At 68.1% G+C, this 15661-nt stretch carries 15 protein-coding genes; 8 read left to right on the top strand and 7 right to left on the bottom strand.

What is annotated here, in order from left to right; genetic code table 11:
- Positions 1-6 precede the first annotated feature (6 nt).
- Positions 7-852: a peptidoglycan recognition protein family protein gene (locus IC40_RS0119285; RefSeq protein ID WP_030136326.1), complete on the top strand. Its 846-nt coding sequence runs from the start codon at positions 7-9 to the stop codon at positions 850-852.
- An 11-nt stretch (positions 853-863) separates the two neighbouring features.
- Here IC40_RS0119285 and IC40_RS0119280 read toward each other — a convergent pair whose 3' ends face one another.
- Both IC40_RS0119280 and IC40_RS0119275 read right to left on the bottom strand, forming a co-directional pair.
- A complete protein-coding gene (locus IC40_RS0119280) occupies positions 864-1649 on the bottom strand; it encodes a DUF3060 domain-containing protein (RefSeq protein WP_051644387.1) in 786 nt (261 codons plus the stop codon).
- 101 nt (positions 1650-1750) lie between these two features.
- Positions 1751-3154, bottom strand: coding sequence for a cation:dicarboxylate symporter family transporter (locus IC40_RS0119275; protein WP_030136324.1), 1404 nt, complete (start codon positions 3152-3154; stop codon positions 1751-1753).
- Positions 3155-3272: 118 nt separating this feature from the next.
- Between IC40_RS0119275 and IC40_RS0119270 the strand changes: the two genes are divergently transcribed.
- The 5 genes from IC40_RS0119270 to IC40_RS26615 all read left to right on the top strand — a co-directional run bounded on the left by IC40_RS0119270 (position 3273) and on the right by IC40_RS26615 (position 8175).
- Positions 3273-4859, top strand: a complete 1587-nt coding sequence (locus tag IC40_RS0119270) for a sensor histidine kinase (protein WP_234797890.1) — start codon at positions 3273-3275, stop codon at positions 4857-4859.
- Positions 4856-5545: a response regulator gene (locus IC40_RS0119265; RefSeq protein ID WP_030136322.1), complete on the top strand. Its 690-nt coding sequence runs from the start codon at positions 4856-4858 to the stop codon at positions 5543-5545. The genes IC40_RS0119270 and IC40_RS0119265 overlap by 4 nt, the downstream gene beginning before the upstream one ends.
- Before the next feature lie 122 nt (positions 5546-5667).
- Positions 5668-6438, top strand: a complete 771-nt coding sequence (locus IC40_RS26620) for an amidase (RefSeq protein ID WP_234411643.1) — start codon at positions 5668-5670, stop codon at positions 6436-6438.
- A 423-nt stretch (positions 6439-6861) separates the two neighbouring features.
- The gene (locus IC40_RS0119255; RefSeq protein WP_138158172.1) at positions 6862-7878 is read left to right on the top strand and encodes an MmpL3/TtfA transport complex stabilizer; all 1017 of its coding nucleotides are present in this window, start codon (positions 6862-6864) and stop codon (positions 7876-7878) included.
- 39 nt (positions 7879-7917) lie between these two features.
- On the top strand, positions 7918-8175 hold the full coding sequence (locus tag IC40_RS26615) for a hypothetical protein (protein WP_030136319.1): 258 nt from the start codon (positions 7918-7920) through the stop codon (positions 8173-8175).
- Here IC40_RS26615 and IC40_RS0119245 read toward each other — a convergent pair.
- The 4 genes from IC40_RS0119245 to IC40_RS0119230 form a co-directional block, all read right to left on the bottom strand.
- On the bottom strand, positions 8172-9359 hold the full coding sequence (locus tag IC40_RS0119245; protein WP_030136318.1) for a lipid-transfer protein: 1188 nt from the start codon (positions 9357-9359) through the stop codon (positions 8172-8174). The two genes, IC40_RS26615 and IC40_RS0119245, sit on opposite strands and share 4 nt — an antisense overlap.
- Before the next feature lie 53 nt (positions 9360-9412).
- On the bottom strand, positions 9413-9748 hold the full coding sequence (locus IC40_RS26610) for a DUF732 domain-containing protein (RefSeq protein ID WP_036461781.1): 336 nt from the start codon (positions 9746-9748) through the stop codon (positions 9413-9415).
- Positions 9749-9837: 89 nt separating this feature from the next.
- On the bottom strand, positions 9838-11490 hold the full coding sequence (locus IC40_RS0119235) for a serine/threonine-protein kinase (protein WP_030136317.1): 1653 nt from the start codon (positions 11488-11490) through the stop codon (positions 9838-9840).
- 29 nt (positions 11491-11519) lie between these two features.
- Complete coding sequence (locus tag IC40_RS0119230) at positions 11520-12695, bottom strand: BTAD domain-containing putative transcriptional regulator (RefSeq protein ID WP_036470304.1); 1176 nt, start codon at positions 12693-12695, stop codon at positions 11520-11522.
- Positions 12696-12792: 97 nt separating this feature from the next.
- Between IC40_RS0119230 and IC40_RS0119225 the strand changes: the two genes are divergently transcribed.
- Together IC40_RS0119225 and IC40_RS0119220 are read left to right on the top strand one after the other, a co-directional pair.
- Positions 12793-13848, top strand: coding sequence for an NAD(P)H-dependent amine dehydrogenase family protein (locus IC40_RS0119225; protein ID WP_030136315.1), 1056 nt, complete (start codon positions 12793-12795; stop codon positions 13846-13848).
- Positions 13845-14696 (top strand): patatin-like phospholipase family protein, encoded by an 852-nt coding sequence (locus tag IC40_RS0119220; RefSeq protein WP_030136314.1) that lies wholly within the window; start codon positions 13845-13847, stop codon positions 14694-14696. Before IC40_RS0119225 ends, IC40_RS0119220 begins: the two co-directional genes overlap by 4 nt.
- Here IC40_RS0119220 and IC40_RS0119215 read toward each other — a convergent pair.
- Positions 14693-15643 carry a patatin-like phospholipase family protein gene (locus IC40_RS0119215; protein WP_030136313.1) on the bottom strand — a complete coding sequence of 317 codons (951 nt, stop codon included), beginning with the start codon at positions 15641-15643 and terminating at the stop codon, positions 14693-14695. The genes IC40_RS0119220 and IC40_RS0119215 overlap by 4 nt on opposite strands.
- Positions 15644-15661 lie beyond the last annotated feature (18 nt).

Raw genomic sequence — 15661 nt, 5'->3', positions numbered from 1 at the left:
GCTTCGGTGCCTGTGCGCACGCCATGGACCGGCGATCCGGTCTGGCTTGTCGACGTGCTTCGGAACGAGGGAGTCCAACCGGTCGAGTTCCCGGGATGGCGCACCCGCGGACACGGTGAGTTCAAGGACATCCGCGGGGTGATGGTGCACCACACCGGATCCGACAGCGCCGATGCCGCATCCATCGCCTACGGCCGACCGGACCTGCCCGGCCCGCTGTCGCAGCTGCACATCGCCAGGGATGGCACGGTCACCGTGGTGGCCGTCGGGGTCGCCTGGCATGCCGGCACCGGCATGTACCCGTGGGTCCCGACCAACATGGGCAACTGGCACCTGATCGGTATCGAGTGCGCCAACAGCGGAACCAGCCCGACAGCACCGCATCGCCGGAATTGGCCGGACGCACAGTATCTGGCACTCGTGCAGTGCTGTGCGGCCATCAACAGGCGCCTGGGACAGACGTCGGAACGCACCATCGGGCACCGCGAGTACGCGGGACGCGCGCAAGGCAAATGGGACCCCGGAGCCATCGACATGACGGTGTTGCGCGGCGATATCGCCGCCCGCATCGGGGCCGTCGCGGCGCGTCCGGCACCGCGACCGCCTGTGCCGGTGGGTGAGTACGCCGATGTGCTGCTGTTCCGCGGGAGCACCGGGCCACAGGTCGCCGAACTACAACGCCGACTCAGATATGCCTACGCCGGATACGGCGGTGAACTCGAGATCGACGGTGTGTACGGCGCGGCGACCGAGGCCGTGGTGCGCGAATTCCAGCGGCGCACGCCAGGACTCACCGTCGACGGCATCGTCGGACCCGCCACCGCCGCGGCCCTGCGGCTCACGCTGGTCTGACCCGCGGCCGATCAGCCTTGTTCGATGGCGTTTCCGCTGCCGGACTGGTTGATCGTCGGTGACCCGTCACGGTAGGTGACCCGGTTTTCGAAACCCGACACCGTGATCTCCTCGGTGGACTGGGCGGTGACGACATTCTCGAAGCCCGATACGGTGACCGCCGTGCAGTGACCGGTCACATCGATGGTGTTGTTGGCGCCGCTGATGATAACGATGTGGTCCGCACAGGCCACCGTCCGGTTGGTGCCGATGCCGGTGATCGTGATCGTGCCACCGGGTTCGACGGGGGTGTTCGGGCCGCCCGGATCGACGACGATCGGCGGCAGTTCGGGTATCTCGGGCAACCCTGGCACAGCGGGCCGGACGGGCTCATCGATCAGCACACCACCGCCACCGGCCACATCCGGAGTCGAATCGTCGGCACTGAACAGCCAGAACGCGGCGGCCGCCCCGCCGAAGAACAGCAACACCAACGCCAGCGGAACAATCACCATCCACGGCCGCAGCCCGGAACGCTGCGGTGCCGACGGATACGGCTGGGCGTACGCGCCGCCATAGGGGTCGGCACCGTAAGGACTCTGGCCGTAGTTGCTCTGGCCGTAGGAGTTCAGTCCGTATGGATCCGATGCGTGGGGCGCCTGGCCGTAGGGCGGCTCCGGCCACGGCTGAGTCGGCGGTGGCAGCGGCGGCGCGGCGGGACTTCCGGTGCCGTAGGTGGACGGGCTCGGCTGCTCGGCACCCAGCTCGGTCGGCTCCAGTGCACGGATCCGAGCTTCCGGGTCGTCCTGCGGATTCATACCGGGATGGTCGCATATCGGCCGATTTCACGTGCGGCGGTGCGAAAAAGGCTGTGGCGCCGGACCTCCACAGAGGTCCGGCGCCACAGTTCTCGCGCACCCTATACCGGAACGACAGCTCCGGTCTTTTCCCGTGCAGGGGGATCGGTTTCGGCGCGCGCGGCGTGATCGTCGAGCATGGTCAGCTCGTCGAAGGGGTCCCGTCCGCCGAGGACGGCGTCGACCTTGGCGCGGTCGATCGTCTTGGTCCAGGTGCCGACCAGCAGCGTCGCCACGGCGTTACCGGAGAAGTTGGTCACCGCGCGGGCCTCGGACATGAACCGGTCGATGCCGACGATCAGGCCGACACCATCGAGCAGGTCGGGGCGGTGGGCCTGCAGGCCGCCGGCCAGGGTGGCCAGACCGGCGCCGGTGACGCCGGCAGCACCCTTGGAGGCGACGATCATGAACACCAGCAGGCCGATCTGCTCGGTCACCGACAGTGGGTCACCCAGGGCGCTGGCGATGAACAGCGACGCCATGGTCAGGTAGATCGCGGTGCCGTCCAGGTTGAACGAGTAGCCGGTGGGCACCACCACACCGACCGTCGAGCGGTCCACGCCAAGGTGCTCCATCTTGGCGATCAGCCGGGGAAGGGCGGACTCCGACGACGAGGTCGACACGATGAGCAGGTACTCGCGGGCCAGGTAGCGCAGCAGTTTGAAGATCGAGATCCGCGACACCAGTTGCAACAGGGTGCCCAGGACGCCGAAGACGAAGATGGCACAGGTGATGTAGAAGCCGAGCATCAGCGCGGCCAGCTGGCCGACCGCCGCCCAGCCGGTCTGGCCGACGACATTGGCGATCGCACCGAACGCACCGATAGGAGCCAGCCACAGGATCATCACCAGGACCTTGAACACCAGCTTCTGCAGGTGCTCGATACCGCGCAGGATCGGATCACCGGCCGTACCGAGGCCCTGGATGGCGAACCCGACGAGCAGTGCGATGAACAGCGCCTGCAGCACGCTGCCCGCGGTCAGCGCGGAGAACAGCGAGGTCGGGATGATGCCCTGGACGAAATCGAGCAGGCCGCCGGATTCGTGTGCCTTCTCGGCGAGTTCGGCACCCTTGCCCGCAGCGCTCTCGGTGAGCTTGAGGCCGCTGCCGGGATGCAGGATGTTGCCCACGAGCAGGCCGATGGCCAGCGCGAAGGTCGACATCGCCAGGAAGTAGACGAAGGCCAACCCGCCGACCTTGCCGATGGTGGCGGCCTTGCGGACCGAACCGATGCCCAGCACGATCGTGCAGAAGATGACCGGGGCGATCATCATCTTGATCAGTGCGACGAACATCGTGCCAAGCACGCCGACGCTCTTGCCGACCTCCGGGGCGTAGATGCCCACCCCGATGCCGGCGATCACCGAGATGATGACGGCGATGAACAGCCAGTGGGTGCGGTCGTGCTTTTTCTTCGGCGCGTCCGGTGCCGGCTCGGGCGCCGGCCGGTCCATCGTGGTTGTCATCGGGTTCTCCTTCGAACACTGCACGGAAAATGGGTCTGAAAGGATGGTCGAACACGCACGTGAGGTAGGTCACGTTTTAGTTCATTACGTTCAGCCGGGAGAGGGTTGCGCAATGCGGGTGGGCGGCACGCGAGGCCCGGCCCGGGGCTGGTCCTCGGGGTGGCCCAAGTCGTTGGCCGGACAGTCGATCGCGCTGCAGATCCTGGTGATCGCGCTGATCGTGGCGGCAGGTAGCGCGCTGGCGCTCTTCGATGCCCGCCGCGACGGTGATGCCGCGGCCAGGGCGCAGGTGCTCGGCATCGCCACCGCGCTGGCCGATTCACCGTCGACCGCCGACGCGATCGTCGCCGGGCGCGCCACCGAGATCCTGCAACCGGTCACCGAACTGGTGCGCAGGCACACCGATATCGCCTTCATCACCATCATGGCGCCGGACCGCACCCGCTACACCCACACCGATCCGAGCCAGATCGGTGGGAAGTACCTGGGCAACATCGCACCCGCGTTGCGCGGTGAGTCGTTCACCGAGCTGTATACCGGCACGCTCGGACCGTCGATCCGCGCCGTCGTCCCGGTGCCCGATGCGGACGGGCGGGTCATCGGTCTGGTGGCCGCCGGCATCCTGCAGCAGAGTCTGGCCGATCGCTGGCACGATCAGTGGGCGAAGATCGCCACCGTCGCCGTTGGCGCGCTTGCGGTTTCGTTGATCGGGGTGTGGGGGATCCGACGCCGCCTGCTGCGCCAGACGCGGGGATTACGGCCCGACGAGCTGCGTGTCATGTACGACCACCACGACGCCATTCTGCATTCGGTGTCGGAGGGGCTCATCGTGCTGGACCGCGACGGGGTGGCACTGGTCAACGACGAGGCCCGTCGGTTGTTGGGGCTGCCCGACGGTGCGGTGGCGCGGGCCGATCTGCCCGAATTCCTACGGTCCTACAACCCCGGGGCCCGCGACGAGATCCACGTGACCGATGACCGCGTGCTGGTCGTGAACCGGTCACCAGTGCAGTCGGACGCGAACGCCGCGGAGGTGGTGACGATCCGCGACCGGACCGAACTACAGGGCGCACTCGGCGAATTGAGCTCCCTGAAGGTCCTCACCGACTCGCTGCGCGCGCAGGCCCACGAGGCCGCCAACAAACTGCACACCATCGTCACCATGGTCGAGATGGGGCACGCCGAGCGAGCGGTCACCTTCGCCACCGCCGAACTGGAACTGTCCCAACAGCTCGTCGACCGGCTGTCGGCTGCCGTCGGCGAGCCCGCACTGGTCGCCCTGTTGCTCGGCAAGACGGCGCAGGCCGACGAGCGTGGTGTCGAGCTGACGATCACCGAGGAGACCGGCCTGCCCGCCGACACCGACGATCTGCTGCTGAGCGGACAGGAGATGGTCACCGTGCTGGGCAATCTGATCGACAATGCCATGGACGCCTGTGACCCCGAGGACCCGTGGGTGGAGGTGACTGTTCACCAGGACGAGGAGCAGTTGCTGATCCGGGTTGCCGACAGTGGGCCGGGCATGGACCCAGGGACCTTCGAAAAGGCAATGCAGCGCGGCTATTCGACGAAGTCGGACCATGATGCCGGCGCGCACGGGCTGGGTCTGGCCCTGGTGGCGCAGGTGGTCAAGAAGCACCAGGGGACCCTGACCGCCGATGTGACGTACGGTTCGGTCGTGACGGTGACGGTGACGCGCCGATGATCAACGTGTTGATCGTCGAGGACGAGAGCCTGATCGCCGAGGCGCACAAGACCTACCTCGGGCGCATCGCCGGGTTCTCCGTGGCAGCCGTGGCACATACCGCTCGTGATGCGATGCGGGTGGCCAGTGAGGCGGCGGCCTCCGATGTGCCGATCGATCTGGTGCTGCTCGATATCGGGCTGCCAGATGCCAGCGGCATCACCCTGGCGTCAGCGCTGTCGGGCATCCAGCCGCCACCCGACATCATCACCATCACATCCGAACGCGACCTGGAGATGGTGCGGGCGGCCGTCGGCCATGGTGCCCTGGCCTACTTGCTCAAACCTTTCACCTTCGCGGCGTTCCGTGACCGGCTCGAGCGCTATCAGCGCTACCGGGAGGCGCTGCCCGCGGGAACCGACGCTGCCAGTCAGGACGAGGTCGACCGGGCGCTGGCCGAGTTGCGGGTGGGGTCCGGCCGGACGGCGGCGCCCAAGGGGGTCGCGCCGGGCACCAACGACGAGATCGCGCGCGCGGTGCGGGATTCTGCGGATGGGATCACCGCCGATGCGGTCGCCAAGCAGGTCGGGGTGTCACGGGTGACCGCCTGGCGGTATCTGGAGCGCCTGGCCGAGGAGGGCACCGTGACCCGACATACCGACTACGGCAAGGCAGGGCGGCCCAAGACCCGCTACCAGTGGCGGTGACCGTGCCGCGGCGGCCGAACACACCCGGCAAATGACGGTCGGCCTCCCAGCAAATGATCAGTCGGGAACTTATGCTGTGCGCACCGGTGTCCGAAAGGCTTGCTGTGCACCCGACAGTGCTGATGAACAGGCGGCGTGGCCCGCTGGTCGTGCTCGCGATTTCGGCGGTGGTCCTGGCCGCGGCACCGGTCGTCGGTGCGGCCCCTGAATCGGTGGCCGAATCGGGATCGGCGACGGTCACGGTCAACACCGGTAGTCGCGACCTCAACATCCGATCGGCGCCGTCCGCCGAGAGCCAGAAGATCGGGACACTTCCCGACGGCGCGCGAATAGTCATCACCTGTTACGCGCGCGGTGCGGTGTTCTCCGGTGGCCCCTATCGGATGTCCACCGATCTGTGGAATCGGTTGCCCGACGGCGGCTTTGTCACCGACGCCATGTTGGACACCGGCTCGGACGACCCGGTCGTGCCACCGTGCGCCACCGAATCGATGACGGTGTCGCAGGCGCGCGCCACCGGCCGCTCGGTCGCGACCAACCCCGCCGAGAAGGGCAGTGCGGCCTGGGGGGCCTTGGAGAAATGGTTCTTCGCCTCGGGGGAGCGGTCCTATCCGGCCCTGCGCGGCGCACCCCGGGAGCTGGCCGGTGCCGCCCGCGCGGCCGGTTGGACCGTCGTCGACGAACCCATGCAGCGGTCGCTGGTGGTGATTCCGCCGGGCGTGCTGGCTGCGCCGGAAACCGGGCATATCGCCTGGGTGGACACCGTCTCGACCCGGCCCGACGGGACGTATCTGGCGCTGACCGAGATGAACGCCGCGGGCAAGGGGCCCAATATCTGGTCGGGGCGCACGGTCAAGGCCGAGCCGGGGTTGCTCTACATTCTGCTGCCGTGACGGTGGCTGGAGCAGTCAGCAAAACTTCGAGGTACCCGCTCGCGAATCGCTCGTGTTGGTACCGGTGACGCCGGTCACAAAGTTTGCTGACGCGGCTCCTGTGATCTGGCGCTCACTTTTCCGGCAGGCCCTGAGGAAATCGTGTGGGGCTGGTGGGGTTCGGTGCCGGAGGGTGATTCGCTGAAATCTGAAAAGGGCTGATAGAAGGAAATTGTCAGTTCGCTGCAAGCAGGTCACAACTGTATAACGATCTTTTCCTGAGGGATGTCTGAGATGTTGCGCGCCGGTGAACGTCTGGGGCGACAAGATCACGATTTCGGTGTCACCGTCCGTCGCTAGACTCGCTCACAGGAACGCGTCCGACCTACGGACGCGTGGCGTGATCAAGTGCCGGCGTAGCCACCCGGCGGAGGTGTCGAAGAGATGGCAAGTGTTTCCGTGCGTGCCAACGCCGCAGCGCTGAACGACTCACGAACCGCTTTCGCCGGTTCGGTCACGGTCAACCGCGGCCCCATCGCGACGGTGGCGGCCAACACCGGCGCCATCGTGGCGGCCAACCTCGGTGACGACAGTGTCGCGGTCGTCCGTGCCGATGCCGCCGCCGTGCCCGCCCTGGTGGAACTCGACGGAGCTCCGGTCGCGGTCAGTCTGACCGAGGACCGCGCCTTCGTGGTCACCAGCGCGGCCGAGGCCGACTGTCTGACGATCGTCGACATCCGCACCAATGCGGTGGTCGCCGAGTACCCGCTGGCTTTCACGGTCACCGCCGTCGCGGTCAGCCCCGACGGTAAGCGCGCGTACGCAGCCCGCACCGGTGACGACCATGTCGACGTCGCGGTCGCGGACACCACCGCCGACCGGGTCGGCACCATCGATATCGCCGCCGGTGCCGCCACGTCGATCGACGGACTGGTCGTCGACCCGTCCGGCCGACGGTTGTACGTCGGCGTCAGCACCGCGACCGGTAGCCGGCTCGTGGTCGTCGACACCGAGACCGCGCGGGTGCATCGGACGGTGGCCATCGGGGCGCCGATCCGGCAGCTCGCGGTCGCGGCCGACGGCACCGTCTATGTGCTGACCTCTGACCTGCGAAACCGCGGCGTCATCAAGACCGTCGACCCGGCCCGGCTCGTCGTGACCGCAGGTTTCGCGGCCGGCACGCTGCCCATCGACATGGTGCTGTCCGCAGACGGTGCCCGCGCCTACGTCGTCGACTACGACGAGGTGTCGGTCCTGTGCACGCTGACCCACGAGGTGGTGGAGACCATCACCCTGGGCGCGCGTGCGACCGCGATCGCACTCAACACCCCTGGTGACCGGCTGTACATCGCCGATGTGGACGGCCAGATCACCGCGCTGCGGGTGCCCGCGCCGGCGCCGACCTACGCGCCGTTCGACGCGGCGGCCTTCGCCGATATGCGTGAGCTGGCGCAGGTCTGATTTCCGTTTAGCGTCCCGCCGAGCGGTAATGCCTGTGGCATGGGTACCGAAAACACCGATGCCACCGGCGCTGCCGGGGCCACTTCGGCCAATGATCTCGGAGGCTCCGACGACCTGTTGAGTCCGATGGAGGCCACCGACCCGGACGAATTGGGTGCCGAGGAAGACGAGGTGCCCGACCCGCCGCAGACCTGGTCCGCGGCAGACAAATTCGGGATGTCTGCCGAGGAGCAGCGGGCGGGGGAGACCCTCGATGATCGGCTGGCGGCCGAGGAACCCGATATCTCCGAGAACTAACGCTCGGCGCGCTGGTAGGCGGTGACCACGGCCGCGCCGCCGAGCCCGATATTGTGCTGCAACGCCGCGGTGACGTCGTCGACCTGCCGTTTGTCGGCGGTGCCGCGCAGTTGCCAGGTCAGTTCGGCGCACTGGGCCAACCCGGTGGCGCCCAGCGGATGGCCCTTCGAGATCAGCCCGCCCGACGGGTTCACCACCCAACGCCCGCCGTAGGTCGTGTCATCGTTGTCGATCAACGTGGGCGCCTCGCCGGGGGCGCACAGACCCAGCGCCTCGTACAGCAACAATTCGTTCGCGCTGAAGCAGTCGTGCAGTTCGATGACCTGGAAATCCTGCGGGCCCAGCCCCGACTGGTCGTAAACCTGTTGTGCGGCGTGCACGTTCATGTCGTAGCCGATGATGTTGGCCGCGCTTCCGTCGAAGGTCGACGCGAAATCGGTGGTCATCGCCTGGCCGACGATCTCGACCGCCTGACCGGCCAGCCCGTGCTGGTCGACGAACGCCTCGCTGGCCAGGATGGCCGCGCCGGACCCGTCGGAGGTGGGTGAGCACTGCAGCTTGGTGAGCGGATCGGAGATCATCTTGGCGGCCAGGATGTCATCGAGGGTGTATTCGTCCTGGAACTGCGCATACGGATTGTTCACCGAGTGCTTGTGGTTCTTGTAGCCGATCTTCGCGAAATGCTCGGCGGTGGTGCCGTACTTCTTCATGTGCTCGCGGCCGGCCGCACCGAACATCCACGGCGCCACCGGGAAACCGAACTCGTCGATCTCGGCCAGTGCCTTCACATGCTTGCCGAGCGGGGATTCGCGGTCCTGTGCGCCACCCCCGAGCGAACCGGGCTGCATCTTCTCGAAACCCAGCGCGATGGCGCAGTCGGCAAGCCCGCCCCGGATCGACTGGGCGGCAAGGTAGAGCGCCGTCGATCCGGTCGAGCAGTTGTTGTTGACGTTGACGATGGGGATACCGGTCATGCCGAGTTCGTAGAGCGCGCGCTGTCCGGACGTGGAGTCCCCGGAGCAATAGCCGACATAGCCCTGCTGGACCTGGTCGTAGGAGATGCCGGCGTCCTGGAGGGCCTTGGTGCCGGACTCGCGCGCCATATCGGGATAGTCCCAGCCCTCGCGTGCGCCCGGCTTCTCGAATTTGGTCATCCCGACCCCGACGACGAACACCCGGTTCATAGCTGTCCCTTTCGCGCTGCTTTGCGGTCAGGTCAACATAACCCGCTGTCCGGTCAGCCGAAGGCTTCTGCGTGCTGCGGGCAGTAGTAGTCGATCGAGTTCACCAGGAACGCCGCGGCCTGTCGGGCGTTGATGCCGGTGTGGTCCATGATCTCCAGTCCGATCGCGGTGGCGCTGATCCCCGAGTCGAGCTCGCTGCACACCTGGTAGGCATTGGCGATCACGTCACCGGCCGACTCGTAGCCGATGCCCTCGGCGCGCAGATCGGACAGGAAGGCCGAGTCCGCCGCCGAGGTGACCGCACTCGCCGGCGCGGCAACCAACACCGCGATCGCACCCGTGACCAGGGCGGTACCCGTCAGCTGGAGCAGGCGTGTGGTGCTGTACATCGTGGATCTCCGTCAGGGGCCGACCCGGCGTGTCCGGGTGTGTGCCCACAGGATCCAACGGCGCACTTGGCGGATTCTTGGCGTGCCGATCAGCCGTACGTCAACCACCACTGGTGCAGGTCCTCAATGGTCGGGCCCTGGGCGTTGCCGAGGATCAGGCCGTCGTTCTTGGTCCAGGTCAGGTCAGGGCCGCCCTCGTACACACCGCAGGCGATGGACCCCTCCACCGTGCCGGGGGTCTCGGTGTAGTGCCAGGTGGTGGGCGAGTCGAGGTCGCTTGCCGGGCACGGGAACAGATCGGAGGCCTCGGCGATGGCGTCCTCGAAGTGCGAGCGCAACGCGCCCTGATCACCGAACAGCGAGTACCGCGACGTCGTGGGACCACCGGGCAGATCGGACTGCCCGCAGTCGGCGGTGGCCAGCGCTCCGGTCACCGGCGGCCGCACCGGCTGGCAGACCCCCGGCGCATAACCCTGCGGCAGCATCGCCATCAGCTTGTCCGCCATCGCGGCCGGGTCCGGGGCGCGCGTCGTACGGGTGGCCCGGGTCGAGGACGTGTCGGGGGCGGCCGATGCGCTCGTCTTCGGGCCGGTGGCCCTGCTGTCCTCGGGCTGCACCAACAGGAAGATACCGACGGCACCCAGCACCAGGATCAAGACGCCGGCCACCGCAGCCACCGGCACCCAGGTCCTCTTCTTCCTCGGCGGTGGCGGCGGACCCGGTGCGTGCCACTGCGGCCCGGACGGGTACGGCGGCGCGGTGCGCAACGGTCGTGGCGTCACACCGAAACCAGGCGTCGCGCCCGGGGGCGGGGTGGCACCGGGCACCTGCGGCGGCACCCCGAACAGCGGACCGGGCATGGTGGCGGCCTCGCCACGTTGCACGATATGGGCGGCTTGGTCCTGGTCACGCACGCTGAGTGCGTCGGTGGCGGCCGCGGCCAGGTCCCCGGCACTGGCGAACCGGTCGGCAGGCTTCTTGGCCATGCCGCGGGAGATCACCCGGTCGAACGCGGCGGGGATGCCGGGGCGCACCGTGCTGGGCGCAGGAACCGGCTGCATCAGGTGGGCGGTGATGACCATGCTGACGCTGTCGCCCGGAAACGGCTGTGAACCGGTCAGGCATTCGTGCAGCACACAGGTCAGCGCGTAGACATCGGCCCGGTAGGTAACCTCGTCGCTGGTGAAGCGCTCGGGCGCCATATAGGCGTAAGTCCCTACCGCCGTGCCCATTTCGGTGAGCTTCTCATCGCTGGCGGCATTGGCGATACCGAAGTCGACCAGGTACGCGAAATCGTCGCGGGTGATCAGGATGTTCTCCGGCTTGACGTCACGGTGCATGATGCCGCTTTCGTGCGCGGCGTCCAGCGCGGAGGCGATCTGGCGCACGATGGCCACCGCGCGGGCCGGGGTCATCGGACCGTAGCTCTTGAGGATCTTGCGCAGGTCGGCACCGTTGATCATGCGCATGTCGACGTAGAGCACGCCGTCGATCTCGCCGTAATCATGGATCGGCACCACATGAGGTTCCTGCAGCCGGCCCGCCGAGTGAGCCTCGCGCTGCAGCCGCTTGCGGAAGACGGGATCGTGGGATACGCCCTGCGGCAACAACTTCAGCGCGACGATGCGGTCCTTCTCGGTGTCCTCGGCCTCGTAGACCTCACCCATGCCGCCGCGGCCGATCAGTCGGCGCAGCCGGTACCTGCCGAACTCCGTTCCGACCCGCGATGTCGGCTCGCTCATCTACCTGCCCCCGTCCGCAATTCGGTTCATCACACTAATGCGTCGGCGGGATACTCACCCCCGGTGGCACGGTCGTGGCGCACGATCTCGAACACATACTCGTGATCGCATACCCGGATGCGATCCCCGTGGGCGAGGGTGGCGGTACCCCGGATGCGCCTGCCGCCGACCTCGACACCGTTGGCCGAGCGCAGATCGGTGATCACGAAGCTGGTGCCGGTATCGATCAGCACGGCGTGATGGCGGCTGACCCGCACGTCGTCGAGCACGATGTCGTTGTCGGGCAGGCGGCCGATGCGCGTCGCGGCCGCCGCCAGCGGATGCACCCGGCCGGATTCGGCGCGCAACTGGGCGGGCGCGGACTGGGTATTCACCGCGGTGCGCAGGTCGATCCGCGAGATCTGGTGCACCGCGGTGGTGCGCGCACTACGGCGGGCGTCGAGCGGCTCCTGACGCAGGATGCGCTCGGCCAGCCGGCGAACCGTCGGGCCGGGGTCGATACCGAGATCGTCGGCCAGCGTCGTGCGCAGCCGCTGATAAGCGTCGAGCGCATCGGATTGTCGGTCGCTGAGGTAGTAGGCGATGATCAGCTGGGCCCACAACGGCTCCCGGTACGGATGCTCGGCTACCAGCTGCTCCAACGTGCCGATCACGGCATGGCCTCGGTTGCAAGCGATTTCGGCCTCGGCGTGGGCGGTATGGGCGACCACCTTGTCCTCGGTCAACGCCGTCGCGAACGGGCCGACGAACTCGAAATCGCGCAGATCGTCGAGGACCGGTCCGCGCCACTGCGCCAGCGCCTCGGCGAGGTGGGCGCTGGCCTGCTCGAAACGGCTCTCGGCGGCGGCCTGCACACCGGCGTTCTTGGCGGCAACGAAACGCCCGATATCGCAGTGCGGATCCGCCACGCTCAGGCGGTATCCGGGCGGGGCGGCGGCCAGCACGGACCGGCCGTCGGCACCGGAACTGCCGATGAGCTTGCGCAGGTTGGAGACGTAGGAATGCAGACTGGCCTTGGGCTCCGGCGGCGGGAACTGCTCCCAGGCCGCTGTCACCAACGCGTCGCTGCTGACCGGACGGTTGCGGCTCATCACCAGCATGGCGAGCACCGCGCGCTGCTTGGGTGTGCCCAGCGCGACGGGCTGCCCCGCGATGCGCAGTTGCAGCGGACCGAGCACTCCGAAGTCCAGTCCTGGGCTGTCCATGGTCAACGATTGTGCCCGGATGCCGCCTCGCGCCGCCCCGCGAGATGGTAGAACGTGTTCTAGTTTTGCGTGTGCTGGGCGATCGGAAGGGATGACGATGGCGTTGCGAGTCGTGCAGTGGGCCACCGGCGGAGTGGGCACGGCCGCCATCAAAGGAGTGCTGGAGCATCCCGACCTCGAACTCGTGGGTTGCTGGGTGCACTCGGCGGACAAGAACGGCCGCGATGTCGGCGAGCTGATCGGCGGTGATCCCATCGGCGTGTTCGCCACCACCAGCGTCGAGGACATCCTGGCGCTGGACGCCGATGCCGTCGTCTATGCGCCGCTGCTGCCGAATCCCGACGAGGTGGCCGCCCTGCTGCGCTCGGGCAAGAACGTCGTCACCCCGGTGGGCTGGGTGTACCCCAGCGAGAAGCAGGCCGCGCCGCTACGTGCCGCAGGCCTGGCCGGGAACGCGACCCTGCACGGGACCGGGATCGCCCCCGGCGGCATCAGTGAGAAGTTCCCGATCCTGTTCTCGGCGATGTCCACCGGCGTGACTTTCGTTCGGGCCGAGGAGTTCTCCGACCTGCGCACCTATGACGCGCCGGACGTGGTGCGGCACGTGATGGGCTTCGGTGAGACACCGGACAAGGCGCTGTCGGGCCCGATGCAAAAGCTGCTCGACGGCGGGTTCATCCAGGCCGTGAAGATGTGCGTCGACGCCTTCGGGTTCGCGGCGGATTCCAAGATCGTTGCCCGGCAGGAGATTGCGGTGGCGACCGCGCCGATCGACTCGCCGATAGGAACCATCGAACCGGGTCAGGTGGCCGGCCGGAAGTTCCACTGGGAGGCCCTCGTCGGCGATGACGTGGTGGTCAGGGTGACGGTCAACTGGCTGATGGGGGAAGAAAACCTCGATCCGCCATGGGATTTCGGCCCCGGAGGTCAGCGCTACGAGATGCAGGTCCAGGGCAATCCGAACTTCTCGGTCGTCATCACGGGTTTCCAGGGTGAGGTCGGTGAACAGGGACCCGAACCGGGTGTGGTGGCCACCGCCGCGCATTGCGTCAACTCGATTCCCGCAGTCTGCGCGGCACCGCCGGGGGTGGCGACCTATCTGGACCTGCCGCTGTTCGGCGCCAAGGCCGCGCCGGGCCTGCATCGAGGATGACCGGGCTCGCGCTGGTGCTCGCCGGCGGCGGGCTGGCGGGCATCGCCTGGGAGACCGGTGTCCTTGCCGGTATCGCCGAGAGTTCGCCGCAGACCGCGGCCGCCGTGTCGGGCGCCGACGTCCTGGTGGGCACCTCGGCGGGGTCGGCGGTGGCGGCGCAGATCGGCAGCGGTACCGCCATCGCCCGGCTGTACGACCGTCAGATCGCCGCCGACACCCACGAGCTCGATCCGGGCGTCAGCATCGAGGACATCACCGCGGTCTTCCTAGAAGCGCTGACCGGCACCAGCGACACCGGCGAGCGGCTGCGCCGCATCGGCGGGATCGCGCTGGCCGCCGATACCGTGCCCGAGGCGACCCGCCGGGCGATCATCGGGCACCGGTTGCCGTCGCACGACTGGCCGGGGCGGGCGCTGCGGATCACCGCCATCGACGCCGCCACCGGTGAGCTGGTGGTGTTCACCGCCGACTCCGGGGTGCCGTTGGTCGACGCCGTAGCGGCCAGCTGCGCGGTGCCGGGGGTGTGGCCGCCGGTGAGCATCGGGTCCGCGCGCTACATGGACGGGGGAGTGCTCAGCACCGTGCACATGCCTGTCGCGGCGGACTGCGCCCGCGCGGTGGTGCTGGCGCCTGCCGCCCCGGACGCCCCGGCGCCGTTCGGTGATGGGGCCGCCGCCGAGATCGCCGCATTCGGTGGTGCGACGTTCGCGGTGTTCGCCGATGATGACGCGCTGGCCGCGTTCGGAGCCAACCCGTTGGACCCGGCCTGCCGCGTGCCGTCGGCCGTCGCCGGATTCGCACAGGGTCGACGGGTGGCCGAGGGGCTGCGCGGTTTCCTGGGCGGCTAGTCCATGGCGTCGAGGGCGGCCGCCGCGAGCTCCTGGCCGATCTCGATGACCTCCTCGGCGCGGTGGTACTCCAGGCTGCGGCAGGCCGTGCGCGGCACCTCGATCAGCAGATCCGGCGGATAGGTCGCCAGCGTGTGCCGGGCAAGTGCGGCCTGGGCGATATCGATGGTGCGGTTCATGATCTCGAAGCTGCCGAGCCGCGGTAGCGCGGGCACGCCTTCTGCAGGTTCCTCCGGTGCCTCGTCCAGCGCGCTGCTGAACCGGCCGAGCACGGATTTGGCGGCCGGACTGTCCATCATCCGCTGGGCGGTGGCGGTATCGAGCAATGCCGTTGTGCTGCGCCACATCCTGCCGAGGAACTCGGTGGTCACCCGCGGCTGTGGCGTGTTGATCCCCGGCGCCGGATCGTCACCGGACAAGCTCACCGCGATGGTCAGATCGGCGTTGACGGCCGCGATCGGCGCCATCGGCAGCGGGTCCAGGATGCCGCCGTCGGCCAGCAACCGCCCGTCGAGCAGATGCGGGGTGAAGATCCCCGGTATCGCGATCGACGCGCGGATCGCATCATCGAGCGGGCCGCGTTGCAACCACACGGCCTTTCCGCTGATCAGATCGGTGGCCACCGACGTGTACGGGATCGGCAACGCCTCGATGGTGACGTCGCCGAGAATATCGCGCACGGCGTCCAGGATCTTCTCCGCGCGCAGCACGCCGGGGGAGTTCAAGGACGGGTCGAGCAGGCGCAGCACCGCGCGCTGGGTCAGCGAGCTCGCCCAGTGCGAGAATTCGTCGAGCTTTCCCGCCGCGTGCAGACCGCCGACGAGGGCCCCCATCGAGGACCCGGCGACGCCGACGATCTCATAACCCCGCTCCTGCAGCTCGTTGATGACCCCGATGTGCGCGTACCCGCGCGCACCCCCGCTGCCCAGTGCCAGCGCAATCCGCATACAGCCATTCTGGTGCAC

Origin of the sequence: Mycolicibacterium neoaurum ATCC 25795 (genome assembly GCF_000691525.1) — a bacterium.
Taxonomy (GTDB): Bacteria; Actinomycetota; Actinomycetes; order Mycobacteriales; family Mycobacteriaceae; genus Mycobacterium; species Mycobacterium neoaurum.
The sequence above is the reverse complement of the archived record's forward strand: the minus strand, read 5'-3'. Positions and strand labels throughout refer to the sequence as shown.